General features: G+C 48.5%; 21 protein-coding genes and 1 pseudogene. 11 read left to right on the top strand and 11 right to left on the bottom strand.

The genetic code is table 11. The annotated features are described in order from the left end of the window. Window positions 1-313: 313 nt before the first annotated feature. Genes ABEW73_RS00210 through ABEW73_RS00220 form a run of 3 tightly spaced genes read left to right on the top strand, consistent with a single transcriptional unit; the run spans window position 314 to window position 4,166 of the window. Window positions 314-1,846 carry a spore germination protein gene (locus tag ABEW73_RS00210; RefSeq protein ID WP_430172864.1) on the top strand — a complete coding sequence of 511 codons (1,533 nt, stop codon included), beginning with the start codon at window positions 314-316 and terminating at the stop codon, window positions 1,844-1,846. Window positions 1,847-1,878: 32 nt separating this feature from the next. Beyond that, window positions 1,879-2,970, top strand: coding sequence for a spore germination protein (locus ABEW73_RS00215; protein WP_430172862.1), 1,092 nt, complete (start codon window positions 1,879-1,881; stop codon window positions 2,968-2,970). Continuing rightward, a complete protein-coding gene (locus ABEW73_RS00220; protein ID WP_430172860.1) occupies window positions 2,967-4,166 on the top strand; it encodes a Ger(x)C family spore germination protein in 1,200 nt (399 codons plus the stop codon). The genes ABEW73_RS00215 and ABEW73_RS00220 overlap by 4 nt, the downstream gene beginning before the upstream one ends. Window positions 4,167-4,293: 127 nt before the next feature. Here ABEW73_RS00220 and ABEW73_RS00225 read toward each other — a convergent pair whose 3' ends face one another. Next, window positions 4,294-4,668, bottom strand: coding sequence for a sensory rhodopsin transducer (locus tag ABEW73_RS00225; protein ID WP_430172858.1), 375 nt, complete (start codon window positions 4,666-4,668; stop codon window positions 4,294-4,296). A 473-nt stretch (window positions 4,669-5,141) separates the two neighbouring features. Here ABEW73_RS00225 and ABEW73_RS00230 point away from each other — a divergent pair, with 473 nt between their 5' ends. From ABEW73_RS00230 to ABEW73_RS00260, 7 genes and pseudogenes are all read left to right on the top strand, one after another. Then, on the top strand, window positions 5,142-5,513 hold the full coding sequence (locus ABEW73_RS00230) for a hypothetical protein (RefSeq protein ID WP_430172856.1): 372 nt from the start codon (window positions 5,142-5,144) through the stop codon (window positions 5,511-5,513). Next, window positions 5,492-6,874: a sensor histidine kinase gene (locus ABEW73_RS00235; protein ID WP_430172854.1), complete on the top strand. Its 1,383-nt coding sequence runs from the start codon at window positions 5,492-5,494 to the stop codon at window positions 6,872-6,874. Before ABEW73_RS00230 ends, ABEW73_RS00235 begins: the two co-directional genes overlap by 22 nt. 13 nt (window positions 6,875-6,887) lie before the next feature. After that, window positions 6,888-8,435 (top strand): response regulator transcription factor, encoded by a 1,548-nt coding sequence (locus ABEW73_RS00240; protein WP_430172852.1) that lies wholly within the window; start codon window positions 6,888-6,890, stop codon window positions 8,433-8,435. Between the two features lie 143 nt (window positions 8,436-8,578). Continuing rightward, window positions 8,579-9,919 (top strand): ABC transporter substrate-binding protein, encoded by a 1,341-nt coding sequence (locus ABEW73_RS00245; RefSeq protein WP_430172850.1) that lies wholly within the window; start codon window positions 8,579-8,581, stop codon window positions 9,917-9,919. A gap of 118 nt (window positions 9,920-10,037) precedes the next feature. Then, complete coding sequence (locus ABEW73_RS00250) at window positions 10,038-10,937, top strand: carbohydrate ABC transporter permease (protein WP_430172848.1); 900 nt, start codon at window positions 10,038-10,040, stop codon at window positions 10,935-10,937. 5 nt (window positions 10,938-10,942) lie between these two features. Next, on the top strand, window positions 10,943-11,776 hold the full coding sequence (locus tag ABEW73_RS00255) for a carbohydrate ABC transporter permease (protein ID WP_430172846.1): 834 nt from the start codon (window positions 10,943-10,945) through the stop codon (window positions 11,774-11,776). A gap of 44 nt (window positions 11,777-11,820) precedes the next feature. Beyond that, window positions 11,821-12,853, top strand: a pseudogene (locus ABEW73_RS00260) (glycoside hydrolase family 88/105 protein). A gap of 204 nt (window positions 12,854-13,057) precedes the next feature. Here the strand turns inward: ABEW73_RS00260 and ABEW73_RS00265 are convergent. Together ABEW73_RS00265 and ABEW73_RS00270 are read right to left on the bottom strand one after the other, a co-directional pair. Then, window positions 13,058-15,112 carry a peptidoglycan D,D-transpeptidase FtsI family protein gene (locus tag ABEW73_RS00265; RefSeq protein WP_430172844.1) on the bottom strand — a complete coding sequence of 685 codons (2,055 nt, stop codon included), beginning with the start codon at window positions 15,110-15,112 and terminating at the stop codon, window positions 13,058-13,060. Window positions 15,113-15,139: 27 nt separating this feature from the next. After that, window positions 15,140-15,757, bottom strand: coding sequence for an NUDIX hydrolase (locus tag ABEW73_RS00270; protein ID WP_430172842.1), 618 nt, complete (start codon window positions 15,755-15,757; stop codon window positions 15,140-15,142). A gap of 144 nt (window positions 15,758-15,901) precedes the next feature. Between ABEW73_RS00270 and ABEW73_RS00275 the strand changes: the two genes are divergently transcribed. Further along, complete coding sequence (locus ABEW73_RS00275; RefSeq protein WP_430172840.1) at window positions 15,902-16,384, top strand: hypothetical protein; 483 nt, start codon at window positions 15,902-15,904, stop codon at window positions 16,382-16,384. A gap of 168 nt (window positions 16,385-16,552) precedes the next feature. On the opposite strand, the gene ABEW73_RS00280 is transcribed toward ABEW73_RS00275, so the two are convergent. The 8 genes from ABEW73_RS00280 to ABEW73_RS00315 form a co-directional block, all read right to left on the bottom strand. Next, window positions 16,553-16,891, bottom strand: coding sequence for a potassium channel family protein (locus tag ABEW73_RS00280; RefSeq protein ID WP_430172838.1), 339 nt, complete (start codon window positions 16,889-16,891; stop codon window positions 16,553-16,555). Window positions 16,892-16,992: 101 nt separating this feature from the next. Next, window positions 16,993-20,328, bottom strand: coding sequence for an SNF2 helicase associated domain-containing protein (locus ABEW73_RS00285; protein WP_430172836.1), 3,336 nt, complete (start codon window positions 20,326-20,328; stop codon window positions 16,993-16,995). A gap of 77 nt (window positions 20,329-20,405) precedes the next feature. After that, window positions 20,406-20,711 carry a hypothetical protein gene (locus ABEW73_RS00290; protein WP_430172834.1) on the bottom strand — a complete coding sequence of 102 codons (306 nt, stop codon included), beginning with the start codon at window positions 20,709-20,711 and terminating at the stop codon, window positions 20,406-20,408. Between the two features lie 21 nt (window positions 20,712-20,732). Continuing rightward, window positions 20,733-21,242: an N-acetyltransferase family protein gene (locus ABEW73_RS00295; protein WP_430172832.1), complete on the bottom strand. Its 510-nt coding sequence runs from the start codon at window positions 21,240-21,242 to the stop codon at window positions 20,733-20,735. Between the two features lie 105 nt (window positions 21,243-21,347). Continuing rightward, entirely contained in the window at window positions 21,348-22,238 is an 891-nt protein-coding gene (locus ABEW73_RS00300) for a TIGR01777 family oxidoreductase (protein ID WP_430172829.1), read from the bottom strand. 108 nt (window positions 22,239-22,346) lie between these two features. Further along, complete coding sequence (locus tag ABEW73_RS00305; RefSeq protein WP_430172828.1) at window positions 22,347-22,736, bottom strand: hypothetical protein; 390 nt, start codon at window positions 22,734-22,736, stop codon at window positions 22,347-22,349. A gap of 116 nt (window positions 22,737-22,852) precedes the next feature. Then, entirely contained in the window at window positions 22,853-23,782 is a 930-nt protein-coding gene (locus ABEW73_RS00310; protein ID WP_430172827.1) for a phosphotransferase family protein, read from the bottom strand. Between the two features lie 25 nt (window positions 23,783-23,807). Then, complete coding sequence (locus ABEW73_RS00315) at window positions 23,808-24,695, bottom strand: PhzF family phenazine biosynthesis protein (protein ID WP_430172825.1); 888 nt, start codon at window positions 24,693-24,695, stop codon at window positions 23,808-23,810. Window positions 24,696-24,735: the final 40 nt, after the last annotated feature.

Below are 24,735 nucleotides of genomic sequence, written 5' to 3' on the forward strand. Positions count from 1 at the left end.
TTCCCTCCCCCGTATCCAGCGACTTGGCCAAGCCAAACTTTTCAATGATCTAATGTACTCCCGTATCGTGGATGCTTTAAGTTTAAACGGTTGTTGCTTAGATCATAATGGAACTATAGAGGCTTATGTTTAAACGACGTTAATGTTGCCTTAACAGGGGGATCAACATGTGGAAAATGGTGCTTTCCTACCTTCCGGATTGGAAAGTTTTTATGCAGGGTTTCATCGCATTTGTAATTCCGTATATGATCTCAAGGTTTTTTAAATGGATTCATAACTCAAAGGAAGACTGAGGAAATGGCGGGTATCAACAATGAAACAACATGAGAATGAAAAAACCAAAACATTGAGTTCTGCTCCAGCCTCATTAGAGCATTTTACGGGGAATTTCGCCTTGGATCTTGAATTGGTAAGAAAAGAAATCGGCCATAACTCCGATGTGCACTTTAGGGAGTTTCATATAGGAGGCACGGGCATTTGCGCAGCCATCATTTTCGTAGATGGACTGTCGAATAAAGAACTTATCGACAAACACATCATGAAATCTCTTATGGTGGGCTTCTGCGAAAAAAATAATCAGGATCCATCTTTTGTGCAAGGAACCGTTTCTAAAGAGTTTATTAAAAATCAAGTTCTTACCATTAGTGAAGTAACAGAAACACATCATGTAAAAGATTTGGTGTCCAAAATATTGACAGGTTCAACCGCACTGCTAGTGGATGGCGTGCAGAATGTACTCATTCTCGGTACAACCAAAGACAAATCACGCAATATTGAAGAACCTTCTTCGGAACCATTGGTTAGAGGCCCACGGGTAGGTTTCACAGAATCGTTAAGTGATAATACGGCCCTTTTACGACAGCATGGTGAGAACTACAACTTATCCATCATCAAGTTTCAAGTAGGACTACGTTCAAAAAAAGAACTTGTCATCGCCTATATCAAAGATATGGCTGACCCTGCTTTGGTGGAAGAGGTCCAGGAAAGAATCAAAAAAATAAAGATAGATGATGTACCGGAATCAGGCTATGTAGAGCAGCTGATCGAGGATAATTACCTCAGTCCTTTTACACAAGTACAGAATACGGAGCGTCCCGACCGCGTTTACAGTGCCTTGATGGAAGGACGAGTTGCAATCTTGTTAGATGGGACGCCTTTCGCTTTGATCGTTCCGGTTTCATTAAGTATGATGCTGCATACACCAGAGGACTATTATGATCGTTGGTTACCGAGTTTTCTCATTCGCCTATTGCGTTATTTCGCGGCCCTTATATCGCTTTTTGGACCCTCCTTGTATATTTCGTTTGTCTCGTTTCACCAGGGGATGATCCCAACCAAACTGGCCTTGTCTATCATGGGCACGAGAGAAGGCGTACCGTTTCCCGCCATAATCGAAGCACTGATCATGGAAGTAGCGATCGAGATTCTGCGGGAGGGTGGCCTGCGATTGCCGAAACCCATTGGTCCAGCCATGGGCATCGTCGGTGGATTGGTCATAGGGGAAGCAGCCGTACGAGCGGGGATTGTCAGCCCAATTATGGTGATCGTGGTGGCGTTAACTGCCATTTCTTCCTTTGCCATCCCTCAATACAGCGCTGGAATTACGTTTCGCATGCTTCGTTTTGTAGCCATGTTTTTCGCTGCTGTGTTTGGATTATATGGGGTCGTTCTGTTTTTCCTTTTCCTTTGCAGCCATTTAGTAAGGTTGAAGAGTTTTGGTGTTCCCTTTATCACTCCGATCGTTCCTTATCGAGCAAGTGATTGGAAAGACTTTATGATTCGTATGCCACTTCTGAAGATGAAACGCCTTCGGAAGGCGATACATAAGAAAGATTCCATCAGCTAAGGATAGCTCCCTATGAAAGGAAATAAACCAACATGATAGGTAGTTCAAAAGAACAAATTACGACTTCGCAAGCAGCGGTTATCCTCGTCAATTATATTCTTGCTGCCGGGATCCTCACCCTCCCCCGCACATCTGTGGAGAAGGTGAAAACACCCGATGTGTGGATCACCGTTATTTTGGGCGGGATGATCGCAATGCTCGTAGGGGTGATCATCGTGAAATTAAACAAGCGATTTCCTGAAAAAACCTTTTATCAATATAACCAAGAAATTGTAGGAAAATGGGTAGGCGGGTTCCTTAGTTTATTTGTTATCGGCTACTTTTTTACCATTTCTGCATATGAAGTTAGAACCATGGCAGAAGTAACCGGCCTTTTTTTGCTGGAAGCTACCCCCACCTGGGCCATCATCCTGCCGTTTATGTGGATAGGTCTCTATCTGATCATAGGCGGATTAAACACGATCGCCCGTTTGTTTGAAATCATATTCCCTATTACGATCATCATTTTTTTACTGGTTGCCTTTTTGAGTTTAGGCATATTTGAGCTTGATAATCTCCGTCCCGTATTAGGGTTGGGCATTGGCCCCATGCTAAAAGGAATAAAGACAACTGCTCTAGCATTTTTAGGACCCGAAATTATGCTGCTCCTTGTAGCGTTTATGAAACAGCCGGACAAAGCCGTAAAAGTTGTTCTAATCGGACTATCCATCCCTTTGCTCTTTTACGTCATCACCGTTGTCATCGTCATAGGAGCCCTTTCTATCGATGGAGTGGTCACGAGTACATGGCCTACACTCGATCTAATGCGTAGTTTTGAAATCCCCGGTCTGATCTTTGAACGGTTTGAATCTTTGCTGCTTGTGATATGGATTATGCAAATATTCACTACCTTTACCATCACCTACTATGCGGCTGCTCTAGGGCTGGCGCAGCTGTTCAAAAAGAAGATTCATCCATTTATATATGGCTTGATCCCGGTTATTTACATCATTTCCATGACTCCCAAAAATATCAATGACCTCTTTAAGCTTGGGGATTTCATCGGCAATGTCGCGTTATTATTATTTGCTGTACTGCCAATAATCTTACTTCTGGTATCGAAATTGAGAGGTGGAAAAGCTTGAAGCGAATCACGATACGGATCCTCATGAGTACGCTGTTGCTTCTTATACTCCTACCTCTTACAGGATGCTGGAGCAATAAAGAAATCGAAGATTTGGGCCTTATTGTAGGCACTTCATTGGATTTGGAAAAACAGGAGGGGGCGCAGGAAGAGTCAGCGGGACAAGCAGGCTGGCATCCTCAACGGGATCGAATTACGATAACCAATCAATTTGTCACCGCAGAGACCACAGGTAAAGAAACAAAAAGCAGTTCATCACATCAAAAAGCTTATATCAACGTTACTGAAACTGGAGACGCGATCCTGCCGACCTTACGTAATATGATATTAAGAATCGACAAGCGAGCCTTTGCTGAACATTCAAAAGTGATCATCATTGGAGGGGATCTTGCACGTACTTTGGATCTGCAAAGGATTTTGGATTTTTATAATAGGGAGCAGGAAATGAGACCAAGCGCCCTCCTTCTCATCGCTCAAAACGGTGCGAGTAAAACATTAGAATCGAAAAAACCGATGGATATTCCAGGATTTGGACTCGTTGAAATGACACACGGGCACGAAAGAAGCACCAAGATTTTGCCTCCAACTACACTTACCAAAATAGAAGGGAAGCTGCATTCAGGAGCCAGCTTTCTTTTACAAAATGTTGTCTCGCTGAATGGAGAAACAAAATTTAGTGGAGCAGCCGTCATTGAAGGAAAAACAAGAAAACTACGTGGTTTTTTGAATGAAAAAGAAATACAGGGCATAACGTTGATAACCGGAAAAGGGAAAGGCGGTTTAGTTAAAAGCTTTGATAAAAAGACAGGTGAGCCACTTATATACGAAGTTTTGTCAATGAAAAGTAAAATTGAACCTCATGTGGATGGGAACAACATCTCGTTTGATTTAAAAATCGAGTCCGAAGGAAGAATTGCCGAGCATTGGGTGGTTTCGGAGAAAACCATTGAAACTAGCTTTTTGAAAAAAGTGGAAAAAATGATTGAAGAAGATGTGGAACGTCTAGTAGAGACCGTACTCGATAAAATTCAACATGAATACCGAACGGACGTTGCCGGCTTCGGAAACAAATTGAGAATTAAGTATCCTCATGTATGGAAAGCAGTCAAAAAAGATTGGGATCAAACCTTTAGTGAGGTTCCGATCAAGTGTGAGGTGAAAATAACGGTCAAAGATTATGGGACAGCCGATGAATGAGTTCGCTTCGGTAACGGATAGATGAATAGAGTTCCAACCAAGCGAAGCATACAAAACTTCCAGTTGACGAAAATCCTCAGGCGGCTCTGAGGTATATATTACATTCTGTGCCATACAATCACCTTCCTTAGGATCGGGTTACCGGATACGCCATGACACTCATCAAGGCATTCTCGGCCTGAGTCGAATCGAGACGGCTGTATTGAACAAATACGGGTGCAGTGCTCGTAACTTCCATCGCATAGGGAATACCTGGTGGAATACCGTGCCCGTTCTCCGTTCGAAGGGAGCTGGTTCGTATGTGTTTGGTTCTTCTAGCTGGTACGATGGTTTCCATTCCCAGTAATGGGTCTCGATCCTCAAAGTAAGCATGAATCGTAACCACAACATCCTGCTCGGATAAATTCAAGACACAGACGGATTCATGACTGGTTAAGTCTCCGCTGCTTCCAGGAGGGATATACCCGTCCGGAATAATCCATTGTTTTTCACCTGTTGACATGCGTTTCACTCCTCCCAGTTCATGATTTAGGGTGCTTAAATAATAATACATTCGCTATGGACTCCGAAAGTTCCTTTAACGTTCCGCCCCTTCATGTTGGCGTAGAAATAGAGACAACCGCTGGAGTCCAAGCGCCTTCAACCGCCAACCACTATGCCGGCCAATCGGATCGCACCGCACTATTGAGTCCATGACGCCCTGCGGAAACAGAAGAAACTCCCCTGCCCTCCCCCAAACACGGTTTGGTTCCTTCAGGACCCAACTGGTTAAAATTTCGTCTAATCCATTATGGATTAGGAGCCTCCGAACGTAAAATCAAATAACCGTTCTCCTCGTTCAAATAACCGACTATATAAGCAAAGTCTCATTCATTATTCCAGGTGTTGGAATAACGGCGCTTGTATTGACAGCGTTTACAACCCGGTACATAATGTGTACACAACATTTTAGGACCAGCGCAAGGAGACGTTGCTGTGCAAAAATGGATAACGATTTATAAAAACATGAAAATCAAAAACAAGCTTTCCCTTCTTATCAGCTTAATCGTTGCCATGGCATTTACCTTCGCCGTCATCGTCCAACAGTATGCCTTCTCCATTTACGACGAGCAGTTGTACCTCAAATCATCCCAGGTCTTACACCTGTCCTCCTCTGCGATTGAGTCAGAGCTCGAGCGGATCGAACAGTTATCCTTCAACATCATTACCGATACCCAGATTCAAAATATGTTACGTTCCATTGCCGGGAGCGACTCCGATTATGACCGCCTCATCCTGCGGCAGCATCTGGTGGACCGCCTCCTGAATTATGTAGGCTCCGAGCGATGCTCTATTCGATCCACCTGATCGATTCCTACGATAAACAGCAGGACGTTGGCAGTGTCGTCCCGATTCATCCCACTAAAAAGGAGTTAATTCTACAGCTTGCCAGAGATGCGGATGGAGAAGAACGCTGGGTATACCCGGACGAAACGGATTCGGCTCTTCTACTTTCCCGGGAAATAAGATCCTACTCTGGAACCTTATTCGACCTTAACTACTTGGGAACCATCATTATTCGTATCAATATGGACAAAATCGTCCGGAAATCCGCCGGTGGGGAAGGCGACCTAATTGTGACTTCGGGTACGGATGTCATCTATCCCGCAACGCCGCACTTCGATCCGGCTGTCATTCAATCCTCCCTGTCATCCGGTAACGGGTACCTCACCCGTGAAATGGATGGCCATACCTACTTCATCGCACATAACCGATCAGGCAATACCGGATGGACGTATATGAATGTCACGCCCTTTAATCAAACCTTCAAGCAAATCATATTCATCAAAGAGCTGGTCATTATCGTGTTTACCGTTATTTTCGCGGTTGCGATCCTGCTCGGTATCCGATTCAGCCGAGGCCTGACACGTCCCATCGAGAGTCTCATCGCCCGGATGAAGCTCGCGGAAAAAGGAAACTTTGCAGAAGCCAACGTGCTGCCTCTGGACGCTGCCCCTGTCGCCATGAACGAGCTGGGACTGCTGCATCGGACATTCCGCCTCATGATCGAGAGAATCAACGCGCTGATTACCGAGAACTACTCGAACCGGCTGTTAATCAAAGAGACCGAGTTCAAAGCGCTGCAAGCGCAAATCAACCCCCACTTTCTGTATAACACGCTGGAATCCGTGAACTGGCTGGCGAAGATGAACAAGCAAACCCAAATCTCCGACATGGTGCAAGCCTTAGCCTTCCTTCTTCGGAATTCCGTCAGCTTGAAGGAGCCGATTCTGACACTGGGAGAAGAGCTGGAGATTGTCAGGAACTACGTCATTATTCAGAAATTCCGATTTGAAGACCGCCTAGATTTCACGATGGATGTGAAGGAGCAGGATTTACAGCGCAAAATTCCAAAGCTGTCCCTTCAGCCCCTGCTCGAAAATGCGATTCATTATGCGCTGGAGCCTTCTGTTAACCCTTGCCGAATTACGTTGTCCTGCAAGGAGACCCCTTCCGCGTTCTGCGTTATCGTGGAGGATGACGGTCCCGGCATGGCGCCGGACACCCTGATGCAATTGCGAAGCGGCGAAATGGTCACCAGCGGTAACGGGATCGGACTGTTAAATATCGATGAACGGATCAAGCTGGCTTTTGGCGAGCACTACGGGTTAACCATCGACAGCGGATCGGGGCTTGGGACCCGGGTGATGCTGTCATTACCTAAATAACGGAGGGATTCGGATGTATAAAGTTCTGCTTGTGGACGATGAACGAATTATTCTGGACGGCATATCACTGATGGTGGATTGGTCGGCATACCGAACCGAGCTGGCCGGTACCGCCCAGAACGGAATTCAGGCGTATGAAAAAATCGTCAGGGAGAGCCCGGATATCGTCGTATGCGATATTCGCATGCCCGGACTGGATGGGCTTGAGCTCGTAGCCAAAACCCATGCCTCCCATCCTCATATCAAATTCGTGCTGCTGTCCGGTTTCGGCGAATTTGAGTATGCAAACCGTGCCATGCAGTACGGAGTCAAGCATTACCTGCTCAAGCCGACCGACGAGGTCAAGATTGGAGGAGCGCTGAAAGAGGTCACTGACGAGCTGATCCTGAACCAAAACAAGGAATCATTTATCCAGGAGATGAAAGGCCGTCTCCGCAAGGTGCTCCCTCATGTCAAAGAACAGGTGCTCAAAGAGTTTGTCACCAACAAAACCTATGGACGCCATGACCTGGAGGAGTACCGCAGCCTGTTCGAATATAATTTCGATCAGCCCGTCCGTCTGCTGTTGTTCCAACTGGAGGGCATTGTCGAATACGAGCATCAATTCGCCGTGAAGAACATCGCCGAGGATCTGTTGGACACCACGCTGCTGAGTACGACGATCGGGCAGCATGTTCTGGTGCTAATCGAGAACCACCATGATCAGCAGCGGCTTCATCAGCAGCTCCAGGATATCCGCTGCACTTTTAAACAGTATTACAAAATGGACGTCACGATCGCGATCAGCGATCCTGGACTTGTTACCCTGGCGCGGAAGCTCTACCGGGATACGCTGCAATGTCTGAATTACCGGTTCTATCTGGATGAGAGCGGAATGATCACCACGGAAGATACGCTTCATGCTGGCGGCTTGGAAGGAACGTTTGTCCTCGATGAGGAACGTCTCTGCATGCCGGTCCGATCCGGCCACCGCAACGAAGCGGAGCTTGCCCTGGCCGAATTCATTCAGGAGTTGAAGCGTGCACAGCTGAGTATCGACATGACCAAATCCTATCTCATTCAGCAGTATGTATCTCTTATCCGTCTAACCGACCCGGATCAGATGCAAGAACGCTATGGACGGATTCCGGAGATCGCCGAGATGAGTACGCTTCAAGCCATTCAATCTTTCTTGGAAGAAACAGTACGGGAAATCACGTTGCGAAACTTCGAGCAAAACAAAGTCAAATATAATGCCATCGTTCGCAAGGTGATTAAGATTATCGAGGAGCAGCTGGACAACTCGGAGCTTACGCTCAATCTGGTGGCAAACGACATGCTGTATATGAACGCTGACTATCTTGGCAAGCTGTTCAAGAAGGAGACTGGCGAGAAATTCTCCAATTACACGATGAAGCTGCGGATGAAGCGCGCAACCGAAATGATGATGATCGATCCCGATATCAAGATTTTTGAATTGGCAGAACGGCTCGGTTTCGGCGATAATCCTCAATATTTCAGCCAGGTATTCAAAAAACAGATGGGGTGTACACCCTCCGAATATATGAAAAAGAGTGATTAACTTGTACGTACATCTCTGCTTTTTAAACAAATTGCACGGTTTTTTTCCTTACTCTTTCCCCGCGAAAACAAGATAATTGGGAATGTAAGCACTAACATTTGAAGCAATGATTTGTGGTCCATCAACAAAGGGGAGGAAATGGAATGAAAAAAGTGTTAAACGCGGTTCTGATGTTTTCCCTAATCGGAAGCTTGATCGGCTGTTCGGGTGGCGGCGCTGCCGAACCACCGGCCAGCAGCGGAACCGGAACGGAGACACCGCCAGCAGCTGCAAGCGATAGCAAGGATCCGGTCAAACTCCGCATTGCCTGGTGGGGCGGCCAGTCCCGGCATGATTATACCTTGAAGGTCATTGAATTGTACGAGTCCCAGAATCCGCATGTCACGATTGAGCCTGAGTACGCCCCATTTGATGACTACTGGAAAAAGCTCGCTCCCCAAGCAGTGGCTGGCGGACTCCCGGACATTATTCAAATGGACATCTCCTATCTGAATCAATATGCAGGCCGGAATCAGCTGGCGGATTTGAAGCCGTTCAGCGAGAGCGGCGTGCTGGATGTCGCTGACGTCAGCGAAAATGCGCTGAGCGGCGGAGAGGTCAACAGCAAGCTGGTTGCCATGAACCTCGGCGTGAACGCACTCCAAACCACATTTGACGTTGAGACGATGAAGAAGAACGGCATCGATATTCCATCCAAGGAATGGACTTGGGATGACATGGACACAATGGGCGCCCAAGCCAAAGAAAAAGGCCTGCAAATCGGAGGTTTTGCCTACCGGCATGACGTCTTCTTTCCGTACTACCTAAGAACCATCGGCCAGAAGATGTACAGCGCTGACGGTAAAACGATCGGATACAGCGACGACCAGCCCTTTATCGATTATTTCACCCGCTACCAGAAATGGTACGACAACGGATATATCCTGTCTCTGGACAAGGAAGCTCAGAAAAAAGGCGTAGCGGAAGAGGATGAAATCGTCCTTGGGAACTCCATATCGGGCACCGGCTGGTCCAACCAGTTCCTTGCTGTGGCCAATCTGGTCACCGATCGTCCATTGGAGCTTAATCCGATGCCCGGGCCTGGAACGAAGGACGGTCTCTTCTTGAAACCTTCGATGTACTTCTCGGTCACCGAAACCTCCAAGCACAAAGAGGAAGCCGCTAAATTCATCAGCTTCTTCATCAATGATATTGAAGCCAACAAGCTGATTAAGGGCGAGCGCGGCGTTCCTGTCTCTGCCAAAGTGAAGGAAGCGCTCAAGCCGCTCCTCTCGGAGAATGAAGCTAAAATTTTCGACTATGTCACTTGGGCTGAGGCCAACAGCACGCCAGGCGATCCTCCTAACCCGATTGGCGCGGTGGAGATTGAGAAGCTGCTGCGAGATCTCAGTGAACGTATTCTGTTCAAGAAAATCTCGATCGAAGATGCCGCGGCCGAGTTCCGCAAGGAAGCGAATGCCATCTTGGCCAGATCCCAGCAATAACCAGGATACGGCTAGACAAGGCATCTCCAGCACGTCTTTCCCGTGCGAGAGATGCCTTTTTACATCCGTGACCCCTGCACGGGGCGCAACCAAATTTGAATCGTAGGGGTTGAAGTCTATGAAGAGGCTCCGTGAGAACGAGCATATCACCGGTTACGTGTTTTCAGCACCGTTCGTTCTTGGTTTTCTCATCTTTACCTTATATCCAATCCTGTCGTCCCTGTATTATTCGTTCACCAATTACAATTTGATGGAGGCACCAAGATGGTTGGGCCTCGGGAATTATGAGCGGCTGTTTCTGGAGGACGACAAGATCGGCAAGTCGTTTCAGGTCACATTCACCTATGTATTCGCCAGCGTCCCTCTCCGTCTCATCTTCGCTCTCTTTGTTGCCATGATTCTGAATACCGCAACCAAGGCGGTGGGACTGTACCGCTCCGCCTTCTACCTGCCTTCTCTTATCGGCGGAAGTGTGGCCGTGGCTATCATGTGGCAGCAGATCTTCGGTGACAAGGGACTTGTGAATTCTGCCCTGTCCCTCTTCGGGATTCATTCCACGACCTCTTGGATCGGGAGTCCGAGCACGGCGCTTTGGACGTTGATCGCATTGTCCATCTGGCAGTTCGGTTCCTCGATGATTATTTTTCTGGCTGGTTTAAAAAATATCCCGAAAGATTACTATGAAGCTGCCAGCGTGGACGGCGCGAACGCGGTCCATCGCTTTTTCAAAATTACGCTGCCAATGCTCAGCCCGATTATTTTGTTCAATCTGACACTTCAGACGATTTCGGCGTTCCTAACCTTCACCCCCGCCTACATTATTTCGCGCGGCGAAGGCGGACCGCTCGATCAAACGCTGCTCTATTCGCTTTACTTGTACCGCAAGGCGTTCTCGCATTTTGAAATGGGTTACGCGTCAGCGCTTGCCTGGATCATGCTCATTATCGTTGGTGTCCTGACCTTGCTCATCTTCAGATCATCCACCCGCTGGGTTCATTACGAGTCGAAAGGAGATTGACGATTATGACCAAATCCAGACGTGTTCTCTACCATTTGCTGGTCGGATTGTTCGCACTCGGCATGACCTATCCGATTCTATGGCTGGTGGCAAGCTCGCTCAAACCCAACCATGAAATATTCACGACGGCTTACAGCCTGATTCCGAGTCGGCTGGAGTTCTCAAATTATGCTACAGGGTGGAAGGGATTCGCCGGGACTACCTTCGGTACCTTCTTTAAAAATTCTTTTATCATTGTCATCATATCCACCATCGGTGCCGTTGCTTCCTCCGCGCTTGTCGCCTTCGGTCTGGCTCGGACCAAGTTCTTCGGCCAGCAGTTCTGGTTCGCCTGCATGATGATTACGATGATGCTGCCCCATGATGTTGTGATCGTTCCGCAATATGTGATGTTCGCCAAATTTGGCTGGCTGTCTTCCTTTAAGCCGTTAATTGTTCCCCAATTCTTCGGCATTCCGTTCTTTATCTTCCTGATCATGCAATTCATCCGCACCATTCCGAAGGAACTGGACGAAGCCGCCAAAATTGACGGATGCAGCAAGTACGGGATATTCTTCCGGGTTGTTGTGCCGCTGATCGTGCCCGCTCTCATTACATGTTCGATCTTCTCCTTCTACTGGAGATGGGATGACTTTATCAATCCGCTCATTTACTTGAACAATCCGGAGAAATACCCGGTGTCACTTGCCTTGAAGCTGTTCCTTGACGGGGAATCGCTTAATAACTGGGGCGGCATGTTTGCCATGGCTACCTTATCGCTGCTTCCAGTTGTCATCGTCTTCTTTATCTTCCAGAAATACATCGTGGAAGGGATCAGCACGACGGGTTTGAAAGGGTAGTTCAAACACATTGACGCAATTGAATATGAAGGGAGTTTCTAACAATGCCTGCACTTGTATTTGATGATCAACAGATTGAGTTTGTCATAGACCGCGTGGTTGACCGTACCTTTCGCATGAATTTCAGCTGGGATTGGCCGGGCGGGGTTGCTTTTTACGGGGTATGCGAAGCCTACAAGGCCACCGGTAAGAAGGAGTATCTGGAACAGCTAAAAGCCTGGGTCGACGAAAATATGGAGGATGGACTGCCCAAGCTGTCCGTCAACGGCGTCTCCATCGGCCACTCTCTGTTAACCTTATACGAGGTCTATGAGGACGAGCGGTATATCGAAACGGCCAAGGAAATGGCCGAGTTTCTGACGCATGATGCGCTGCGTTTCGGCAGCGGCATCTTTCAGCATACGGTGAACTCCGAAACGTATAACATTTCCGGAGCAGGCGTGGGTCGATACGATGTTCATGGCAGGCTACTTCCTGCTTCGGATCGGCGTGCTGCTCGACCGGGAGGATTATTTCGAGGATGGTTTGAAGCAGTATCACGGCCATGAGGATTGCCTGCAGGATCCCGTCACGAATCTGTATTACCACGGCTGGGACAACATCGCCGGCAACCATATGTCCGGCGTGTTCTGGTGCCGGGGCAATGCCTGGGCCGCCATCACGATGGCTCGTGCCCTGGAGCTTGTGCCGGTCACGCATCCGTCCTTCATGATCATCGAAGGCTCGCTGCGCGACCAACTCAGCGCCCTGGTCCGGCTGCAGCATGAATCCGGTCTGTGGCATACGATTACGACCGATCCGCAATCTCCGCTGGAAACGTCCGGCTCAGCCGGCATCGCCGCCGCCCTTCTGACCAAAGGACGTATCTACAATAAATACACGCAGAAGTCGATTGACGGCATTTTGTCCAAGATCACCGAAGATGGAACCGTAACCGGCGTTTCCGCGGGAACGGCCGTCATGAAGGACGCCGCGGGATACAGAGGTGTGCCCGATAAGCGGATACAAGGATGGGGTCAAGGCCTGGCATTAACCTTTCTCGCAGAAGTGCTGAAGATCAAGGACAATCCTTATTGATTAAATGCATACAAAAAAAGGCAGGATTGGAGAGGATTAAGTTTGCCTCTGCATCCTGCCTATTGTTATTTGCATCTCACAAGCGAATGGTATTGAAAAATAATCGATTAGCAGCGACTGCACCCAATATACTTTCATCCAATATCATTGGTTTAATCGCTCCGACTCCCATCGCTAATCTTCACGATTCTGCGACTACACTTCTTATCTATTGTCTCCTGTCTCGTCTTGAGTGCTGTCCTTCTGCTCTTCTGTCTTCTTCGGATGCGGTGTTCCATCAAGTCCGTAGACTTCGTCATAAGCGTCGAATATCTTCCTCGCAATCGGCGCGGCGCTTTGCGAGCCGAAGCCGCCCTCCGGCACAACGACGGCAACTGCCAGCTTCGGATTATCTCGCGGAGCAAAGGCGATGAAGACGCCGTTATCAATCTTTTGCCATCTTCCATTTACCTTAGCCTCCTGCTCGGAGGTTCCCGTTTTACGGGCAAAGTCATATTTAAAATCATCGAATGCGGCCAGCCCCTGCGTATTCATCCCCCGCTTAATGGTCTGCCAGTATGTTTTAGGAAATTCGACCTCGTTCAGGACCTCGCGCCCGAATTCCTTGACCACGTTGCCATCCTGATCCGTGACTTTGCTGACTAGCTGCGGCTTGACCCGCTTGCCTTCATTCGCCAGCATGACGGTGTATTGAGCAAGCTGTAGAGGGGTGTATTTACCCTGCTGACCGAAGGAAGCGTAGGCTAACGCCGCCAGATTACTTCCCGCTGCTTTTGTATCGGTATAATTTTTCAGTCCTTTATGCTCGTTGGGCAAGCCGCTCCCCGTTACGACGCCAAGACCAAACTTCTCCATATATTCATCCCAGACCGTAACGCCCTTCTCCCCGCCATACTTGCTGACTAGCCTTTTGCCAATCATATCAATCATAAAAGCATTCGAGGATTGCTGAATCGCTAACTGCGGTTTGATGGGTCCGTTTCGATGACCGCTCGAGTTGGAAATTCTCGTTTCGCTTCCTTCCCGACCTATGGTGGCGTACCCTTGATCAGGATAAGTGTCATTAATGCCAAATAACCCCTCATTAAGCCCGATCAGCACCGTCAGCGGTTTAATAACAGAACCGAGGAAAATCATCGATTCAAACCCGTTTCCCGATCTGCCTGAACCGTATATCGTGATCGTGCCGTTTCCTGACGCATCAATGTCTAACCCTTCATTCGGGTCGTAATCCGGCATGCTGGCCATCGCCACTACATTACCGGTATCCACCTCCATGGCGACCGCATATCCAGTTAAGGCATCCTTATGCAGCTTACCCGATACCGGATGAGTATGAAGATATTGAAGCTGATCCATAATGGCCTGCTCTGTCGCAAGCTGAATGTCTTTATGGACCGTGGTATGGATATTGAGGCCTTTTTCGGGAGCAACCATCGTCGGAACGCCATCCACCATATTCTGCGGATTAATCGGAATGCTGAGATATCCGCTCTTGCCGCGCAGTTCTTCTTGATACATCCGTTCCAATCCGTCATACCCCACCGACTCTTCTTCCGTGTAGATCAAGCCGGGATTATCCTGATCCTTATTGCTTTGATCGATAACCTCATAATCCTTTACGGATTTAGAGCCTCCGAACTTCCGCAAGTATCCGATCGTCTGAACGGCAACCGTATCCGGATCATAATGCCTTACATTCTCCTCCACAATCTGGACGCCGGGGAACTTGGCGCGGTTCTCCATGAAATAAGCGATCTCTTCCTTCGTCAAATCCGTCTTGATGCGTCTGGGTTCATAACCATGCTGCTTGTTATATTCCAAATCCAGGTCATCAATCACTTTCTTCACCGTTATCGGTTCCGCCTTGGGGTCCCCATACTTGTTAAACGCCTGGACGATCCGCTTCGCCATCTCTTCGGCTTCCGGCCTGTTCGCTTTTCCCTTGTCCGTCTTCTTGCTGTAATCCTTCATGAGCGTGATATATAAAGAGTTTGAAGCCGTAGAATAAGCAAGCTTGGTGCCGGACGCATCGATGATGGATCCCCGGATCGGCTGCAGCGGGAAGTGCTTCTGTTCTCCACCGGTTTCCTGACTCGCCAGCTCAGGTCCCTCAACGAACTGCAATATGGCCATGCGAACGATGATCACGCAAAAGATAAGAAATGCAGTAAAAAAGAAAATATTAATCCGTCCATTATACCTGCGTTTCATTTCCGCTTCATCCGGTACGTCCTTATAAATTTTAAAACCCTTCACATTGTCTACGCTCCTTTGTTATATGGTTTAATCCAGCCAGGTTGGCAGATGAGGCTGTTTCTCGAACTCGAAGATTCGCTGCAGTTGTTCCTTGGTATTTCGTTCCTCAGACAGCGGAGGCAGTTCGTCCTGCGCGAAAAAACCGACCGCGGACGTCTCGGTCCCCACACCTGCAGTTCCGCCTGTAATGTCGCACTGAATGAACATTTTGTACACATGGAAGGCCGAAGGCGGATGGTTATGAAACTTCTTATCCAATACAGCCAGTAATCTCGTTGCGCGTACCTCATAACCCGCTTCTTCCTTCACTTCCTTCACAACAACCTCGGCAGGCGATAGACCGATGTCCGCCCATCCTCCCGGCAATGCCCAAGCTCCGTCGGCCTTTTCCTTCACCAGAAGTAGCTTCCCCTCTTGAAAAATAACGCCACGGACGTCCATCTTCGGCGTTTGGTATCCGGTTTCACTCGCAAAGAGCGTACGGATCTTCTCGTCGCCTGCTTCGGTATACTCCTGCATGATCTTGATGCTGAGATCCCTTAGCTGCTCAAACCGTTCCTTGTCATAGACATCCCTCGTATATTCCAGTCCGGCCTGGCTGATCGCCTGTATCTCTTTTGCCCAATCCAACCATTTTAGTGTCATAGATTCATCCCTCTTCGATTTCTTCTCATATATATAACGCCTGCTACCCACGATTGGTTTATAATGGAAGTGTTTGATTTCAAAATTATAACATATTTTCCGCCTGATTATGAGACGAGTGATATATTAAGGGGGCTTTATTACATGAAGAAAACCCGATCGGTTCTATATGTAATCCTGCTAATCGTTGTGTTCGGTACGGGCTATTATGTCGGATCGAGGTCAGAGAATTCAAAACCGATCTCAAAGGAAAATGCCCGCAAAGCCATCCAAACCCTGTGGGTAAAATCTGCCGAACCTCCGTTGCCCAAGGTGGTGATCGAGGGTACAGAAATCCCGCTTCGGCGTAGTGGTTACTCCTGGTGCAACAGAAATAACTGCGTGACAACGGATGCGGCTCCGCCCAAGCTCGAGGATATGGCGCCGGTTGCCGTCACAGGCGGTACCGACATTCAGACAACGCCACCCGAAGGAATAGATGGCTTCACCATCCTAAACCTGACGGATCCTGATATCGACGGATATACCGTACCGACAGAACCCGGCTCGTACCTGTACGAAATTCATTGTACATGGCCTCTGGAGCAGGGACGCGCCAGCTTTTATTTTGCCTTAACAGTCCAGTAGGGGAAGCAGCTCAACTAAAGTGATATCAGTGGACATAAAAAAGATGACCTCGACGAATTCGAGGCCATCTAACTTGCTGGCTATTTCCAGGACGGTTTCTATGAACTTTCCCCAAATCGGGTCCCCGTTCAAACGCAAAGCTGTTCCTTTTTTCCATGAGGAATTCTTTCAGTCCTTCTCATCCCTTTGATTCGTTCGGATTAAGGCATACGCCAATTGTCCGGCCATCCCAAGGAACAAACCCGTACCGACGACAATATAGACCATCGTGAATGTTTTACCGAGCGGTGTCTGCGGCACGAAATCCGGATGACCTACCGTGCTCAAAGTCACTACGCAGAAATACAGAGCATCCAGCACCGATAACCCTTCCTGCCTGGTATAAAACATCGTGCCCGATATCAGCATAATGACAATCAGTACAAACAGTGCTACAAAATACCGCTGCTTAAACGCTCGAAACAGACCGCTGAAGAGACGTTTTAACGTTAGTACAAAAGATATCATCCCGAAAACCGTCCTATTCTATAACTGGAGTATACGTTACATAAATCACATACAGCTATTATATCAGCGTTTATCCCCTGCGCCCATCCGCACTTAGAGGCTTAACCCTGAAGCGTCAGCAGCTCCCGGATTTCCGCCTCGGTCCAGCTTGGAAGCGACTCTTCTCCCGGCTGAACCAGTTCCTCGATCAGATCCTTCTTCTTCTGCTGCAGGGCGACCATTTTATCCTCGATGGTATCCTGAGCCACCAGCCGTATCACCTGCACAACCTTCTTCTGTCCGATGCGATGTGCCCGGTCCATCGCCTGCTGCTCCACAGCCGGATTCCACCACAGGTCATACAAGATCACCGTATCGGCCCCAGTCAGGTTCAGCCCCGTTCCGCCTGCCTTCAGCGAGATGAGGAACACTTCCCGTTCGCCCTCGTTGAAGCGTTCGCACAGCTCCACTCGCTCCGATGCCGGAGTCTGTCCATCCAAGTAGAAAAATGGGATCCCCCGATATCCAAGCTCCCCAGCAATCAGATTCAGCATCCCCGTAAACTGGGAGAAGACCAGCATCCGTCTTCCCGCTAGACGACATTCTTCAATGGTTTCCAGTAGCTGCTCAAACTTGGCCGAACTGCCCTCATAGCCTTCCACGAAAAGGGCCGGGTGACAGCAGATCTGGCGCAGACGGGTAATGCCCGCCAGGATGCGAATCCGGCTTTTCTGAAAGCCATCCTGCGCCAAATGCTTGAGCGTCTCCTGCCTTAACTTCGCAAGATAGGCGGTATACAGCTTCTTCTGTTCGATCAGTAGGCCCGATGCCTGAACCGTCTCGATCTTCTCCGGCAGCTCCTTGAGCACATCCGATTTCAGCCTGCGAAGCAGGAAAGGACGCACCCGCCTCACCACGGTTTCTTTCGGCAATTCCTGAAACGCTTTTCGATCTCCAAAGAGTGCCGGGAAAACGGCATCATATATGGACCATAGTTCCTCCAGTCGGTTCTCGACCGGGGTACCTGTCAGCGCAAATCGATAACGGGCGTGCAGCGTTTTGACAACCTGAGCCGTTTGCGTTGTGTAATTTTTGAAGAATTGGGCTTCATCCAGTATTAACGTTAAAAACGGCAGCTTCGCATAGCGCTCAACGTCCCTGCGGAGCAGCGGATAAGAAGTAATGATCACATCAGCGTTCCCCGCATTCTGTATGATTTTAGCCCGCTCGGTCTGCGTACCATCGGCAATGACGGCCTTGATCTCGGGCGCAAACTTCTGGAGCTCATTATGCCAGTTATAGAGCAGAGAGGCCGGCGCCACGATGAGCGCAGGTTCGTTACGTTCTCTGATCTCCGGAAGTACGGACAGAATGAAAGCAATGCTCTGAATCGTTTTACCGAGGCCCATATCATCGGCCAAGATGCCGCCGAAGCGGTAGTGGGCCATCGTCTTCATCCATTGGAAACCAAACTTCTGATAATCCCGGAGGACCGTTTCGAGGCTCGGCGGCACGGCAAAATCCAAATGATCCGGATTCTTCACATGCTGCAGCATTCGGCGCAAGGATCGGCCAAGCTGGACCGTTGATCCCGAATCTTCCCAATCCAGCAGCTGAAGTCCTTGGACTGCCGGCATTTTGAACGGCTTGCCCTCCCCTTCGTATAACCAAGGCCCTACCCGGTTCATTAAGGCAACCATTGCCTGGAACTCGGCGCTTTCCAGCGGAAGCAGCGCGCCGTTTCGCAACCGGTGATATTTGCGTTTTTCTTCAAGCGATTTGACGATCTCCCGGATCTCAGCTTCCCGAATCCCCTCCATATCAAACTTCAATTCAAGCCAGTCCGTCCGTTCGTCGACCTCCACCCGCACCTTAGCTCCCATCGGTTCAGTAAGTACCCGTTCCTTCACAGCCGTCGTTGCATAAACAACCAGCAGCTTCTCCAGCTGCGGGATCGTATGATACAGGAAATCGTATTCGGCATCCTCATCGTTCATGAAAAAACCGCCATCGGTCTTGGCAAAGGAGGCGTTCTCCATGAGCTCAAGAATCCGCTGCTCCTGCTCTCCGTCGCGAACGAGGATCGAGCTGCTGCTGCGTATAGCGCGATGTCCCTCCAACGGATTAATGGTGATTTCTCCGTATTGAAATTCGAGTCCGGCCAAAAGCCGGCCACGCACCCGGTCCAGATAAAGCTTCGCTTTTAAAGGCGTTTTGACAATGCGATCAGATACAGTCTGTGCCACATGGACACTTCCAAGCTTCATCAGTCCCGGAACCACCCGCTCCATAATGGATTCCATCATCTCAGGTTGAATCCGGATATGCGGTTTATTCGCATTCTCAAGCAGCTGTTTCATCTCGGAGAGTCTTCTGCAAGCATCCAATTCAAGATGAATGAGCTTACCGTCCACAATGACGAGTCCGTAACCTTCCAGAACGATCATTCGCTCCAGTCCATCGATCTTCATCAGGTAGTGATCATCCCCGGCTTCATCAAACTCGAATTGAAGGGGGATCGGACCTTGAACGAATTCCAGCTTATCCGTGAGGATCCCGTCCAAAGACAACAGGGAATGGTTCGAATGGGACAATCGTTCCCTTACTTGGGGCCAAAAATTGGGAGGAATAATCAGCATGCGGTCACCGCTTCCGAGTTTGCCATGCGGAGCATACATGTCCAGTGACTGTTTAAACATGCTCTCATGCTCGTACACACGAATCAGCTCCTGAAGAATATCATCATCCTCCTTTTTAAAGCTGTGCAGCTCCGGATCGTACGTAAAATTCTTCGTGAACATGCAGGTTTTGCCGTGTTTTACACACGCCAGAAACTCTCGAATCCGCTGTACAATGTACAATCGTTTCTTCCCTATTCGCAGTTCAACGCCGAACAAGTATTTCCGATTTCCGTAAGGATATAACTTGAAGATGAACTCCATCTCCAGAACTTCTCGGGTGTCAAACCTGGACGCTGCCGTAGCCCTCCGGCCAGCAGAATAAGAGAACAATCCGAGCAGCTGGCTGCTGAGCCGCGCATCCTGTTCCCCTTCGTCCGAGCTTCTCTCATGCTCCGGGGAGTACCGCGGCGTTAATTGCCCGTCTTCTGTATTTCCACTACCAGAAGGATGTAATAACGATGGATAGGGGCGCATTGGAGCTTCTACCGTTTGCTCAATATCACGGATGTTCAGGAGCAGAGCCGCAATATGTCTGCACCGCTTCCGGGAGAATCCATAATCGATACAGCTGCATTCGGTGAATACATCCCCGTTCGAGTCAATCTCGGCATAGGCGATACCCGACTCCTGATCCGTCACTTCCGCCTTGTATGTTCGAGTGTCCGGATCTTGTTTCAGCATCGTTACATGTCCATCTCTATATAAAACCCCGCCACGATCGTAGGAGGTCTTTCCGCATAATAGTTTGATCACCCGTTCGGTCAGCTGGTAACCCATAACCACAATCCCTTCTCTATTTACTGCTAAAAAACAGTATACCATTTTCTCATACCTTCAAAAAAAAGAACTCGCCGCTACGGCAAGTTCTTCTTCCGCTGTTTCTCATAAGACCGGGTCAAATTGTCATAACGGGTGTTTTGGCCTCTCCATGCTCCGCTAGAAATGATGAAACCGACAATCATATAGATTGGAAAATAATAATAGTATCTCGCTACAAAATGTTCCGGCGTAAACTTGTCCTGATCAAGGAGCCAGGTCGCAGCAGCCCATACAGCATATAAAAACATGCCGTGAGCCAGTCCTCGGGAAAGCACGAATTTGCCTTTTCCCTTCTCCCGAATCGCCGTCCATTTACGATAAAATCGCTCTTCTCGATCCATCCAACTCCTCCGCTTCGTGGCTCAGATACGTTTGTAATACAGCACCGTCCCGTCCAGTTCGCCGTTAGAGGATAGGGCAAAATCAGGTATGACTCCAGCTTGGATGTAACCCAGAGACTGATACAGCTTGTTGGAAGGGTCCCCCTCCCGGGTATCTAAGACCAGCAAAGTTCTAGCCTCTTGCTTGGCTTTCGGCTCCAGATGCAGCATCAACGCTCTGCCGATGCCGCCGCGACGGGACGCAGGATCCACCATTAGTTTCGCTACCTCTGCCCGGTGTCTACCATTCGCCTTCATGGCGTACTGCAGCTGAACCGTGCCGATCGTCTGCCCATCCTGCACGGCAACCCACAGGGTAACCCCTGGGCCAAGTACATCCTCCCAGTAAGCGTAAGCTTCATCGTAAGACAGCGGAGCTAAAAATCCTACCGATGCCCCATTTTCTACTACCCGAATCAATAATTCCGTTAATTGATGATGCATGTCGGTTTCTAATGAATCGACCTCTATTATGGAAAACGCAGGGTTCATTAAAGGACACTCCCTCTCTCATCTAATAAACTCATTCTATCCGTCCCGTTTCCATATGCAATCATTTTTTACGATGCGAAAACCACGAGGCGCGTCAGAATCCCCTTATCGCTTCAAGATGTCAGCCAGTGCTTTATTCAGCGTATCGTATGTAAAATGAAAACCTGCCTTGCAGAGTCTGTCCGGAATAACCCAACGGCTCTTCAGCACGAGTTCCGTTTCGGTTTGAATAAGCCGGGCGCCCAGCTCAAGCAGCCATCTAGGTGACGGCAATCCCATTCTGCGATTCAATGTAAGCCGAAGCTGCTCCATCAGTTCCTTATTCGTAACCGGATATGGAGACGCACAGTTGAAAACCCCGCTCAGCTCTGCCCTCTCTTGTAAAAACAGAATCATGCGGTACAAATCCTCCACGTGGATCCAGCTGAACTTTTGCTTGCCCGTACCTTGAACGCCACCAAGTCCGTATTTTACCAAGTTAACATAAGGAGCCATGACGCCGCCGCCCGGCCCCAGCACGATGGCAATACGCAAGGCGATTTGTCTTGTTTGAGGCAGCGAAAATGAGAAGAAAGCATGCTCCCATTCCTTGGCAACCTCGACGGAGAAGCCCGAGCCGATTTCGCCCTTCTCCTCCGTCATCGGCTTATCTTCGGCATGGCGATAAATCGTGGCCGTACTGGAATTAAACCATGTACTTGGAGGAGTATGGCATGCCTCGATGGCGCTGCCGAGTATATTCGTTGTATCTATTCTTGATTTCAGTATAAGCTCCTTATTTTTCTCACCGTAACGGCAATTGACCGATTTACCTGCTAAATTAATCAGCATATCCGCCCCCTCCAGGGCAGCAACGATAGCTTCTTGATCGTTCCATGCGATATGGCCCTGCTGTCGGGATATCATAAGTACTTGTGTTTGCTGCTCATTCGTGAATTTTTTCGTAAGATAAGTTCCGATAAAACCAGTTCCACCGGCCAAAACGATTTTTTTCATAGAATAGAATCAGCTCATTTCTCTTTTTTATCCATTGTTTCTTACAATATACCATTTCCTCAATAGAGAATAAAAAAGAAAACACCTTCCTCATAGAAGATGTTCCATTCATATAGAACTCGCGTAATCGTAGGATGATTTCAGAAAAACACCAATCTCTCTCTTCTTCCCGGTTCCTTCGGTATCTGCCAATTTCTCATATCTGTCAAACTGCGTTCCCCTAAGCAAAATCGCCTTCTCCTTCTCCGGCAAAAGGGTTTCAGGACTATTCATGATGAAATCCCCACATATGTTTACTGGTGAGCCGATCTCCATTCCTTCGAGTGCCAACTCATCCAATACCACAATACCTTTCGCGTTGAATCCGTACGAATGGAATGTCACCATATCGCCAATGGGCCGTTTCTTGCTATGCTCAACCAAATACACAGCAGAATCCAACCCCCTAATTAGAATGCCATCCTGGACACGGCTCCTCACCCGATCGGTATGATGCATGGCGTTCCCACCCTTCAACTTAACCTAGTCCAGTATTCTTGGCCAATCATTCTGGACTCGTCAGTTAACTATTCCGATTCACACATTTCTCTCATAAAAAAGATCCCCGTAGGGATCTATTGATTTAATAGAGACATGATTTGGTTTTTCATGAACTGATAACTGTGGGGATCATCCTTCTTTGCATAAAAACGGAGTCCGTCCAGCGCTTTGAACAGTTGATGGCCTAATAGCCTCTCCTCAAAATAAGGAATACTTACGCCTTGCTGCTCCAGGGCTTGCTGCAGCCTTTTGGGAAAATCCAGCATCGGATACCACATGTGAAGAACAGAAACATCTAGCATAAAGTCGCCGAACATGGCCATCTCCCAATCCACGATCCCCGTTACGTTCTCGTTCTCGCCCAGCATATTACCCAAATGGAAATCTCCATGCACAAGATATCGTTCCGGAGGCGAATAGCGAACCAGTTCGATCATCGTTTGGTAGACTTCTTCAAAAAACTCTTTTTCCAGAAAGCTGTTCTCATACAGATTGTGCCATCCATGGTAGAAGCCTTCTTGCTCCTCATCGAAAACAGAGGTCAGGAAGTCCAGCCATGAACGATAAGCAGCCTTGCCTTGTGGAGTAATCCACCCGAAGCCTTCACAGGACTCTCCGATATGTACCTGACGGATCAGCATGAACTGACGTACAATGTCGGGGATAAGCGCTCGAATTTGCGTCGGCTCAAGAGCACTGATCGGCGTACCGGATACTCTGTCCGAAATGGAGAAATGAATATTCTCCACTTTCCCTATCTTGTGGATACGGGGAATGGGCAAGGATTGCGCACCGTACATATCGTAGATTTTGAGCACTTTATGAAGGCTCTCCCCATTATCCTTAAAATGAATGACATAATCGGCATCACCCTTGCGGTAACTGAACACCTTGCTCAGTTCCCCCATCTCGATGGGGGTGACGTTCATTACCGATTCCCCTTCAATAAACTTCAAATGACTCACCGCCATATCCAACGTCATCTCTGGCTTAAATGTTTTCATAACATGATCTCCTCCTTGGTCATCATCAATAGCTAACCTGGAACTCCTTGACGAACACCGCTGTACCGGATATATAGACGTCCATGGTCTCTTTACGACGGTCCACTTGAACATATACTCTGCCGTCTCTCCCCATTTCCTGACCTTGTTCAATATGAAATTGAGCGGAGGATACCTCAGGGTTCAGGTAAGTCAAATAATAAGCCCCCATTACCCCCGATGCGGTTCCAGTTACCGGATCTTCAACGGTGCCAGAGTACGGCGATGAGAAATGCCTCGCGTGCATGAACGAAGACGCATCCATCGTTTCCAGGCAAAACGGATGCAGTGAGGCTTTGGGATTTTCTATTAAAATGTCCGGAAACACTGCATTATCAGGCACCATCCGTTCAAAATGCTCCAACCCTTTTATGGGCACCAACAATGTCCAGATCCCCGTGCTTCCATACACGATGGGCATACTTAAGTCCAAATCGTCACGTTTCAGACCTATGGATGATGCCAAGCGGTCAACATCTCCCTCATAAGATATGAATTGAGGATGATCCTGCTTCATCTTCATGGTTAACTGGTCCTCGGCATTTTGAAATTCTATGGGCAGAATACCTACTTTGGTCTCAATCCACACGGTTTCTTTTTCCGGCAGCAGTCCCTTGGTTTTCAAGGCATACATGGATGCCATAGTGGCATGGCCGCACAAATTCATTTCATGACCGGGAGTAAAATATCTCAGTCTAATATCTGCTTGCTCCGACTTTAAGATAAAGGTGGTTTCATTGAATCCAACGCTGCGGGCGATGGATTGCATCTCTTCCTCCGTCAATTCATCTGCATTCAAGACCACACCGGCAGGATTTCCCTTGTTAGGCTGCACCGAGAATGCATCATAATGAAGTACGTTTATGAATTTCATGTTTCTCTGACCCTTCTTTCTGCATCGTCTAGGAATTGCG

Origin of the sequence: Paenibacillus lautus (assembly GCF_050482385.1) — a bacterium.
Classification (GTDB): domain Bacteria; phylum Bacillota; class Bacilli; order Paenibacillales; family Paenibacillaceae; genus Paenibacillus_AQ; species Paenibacillus_AQ lautus_B.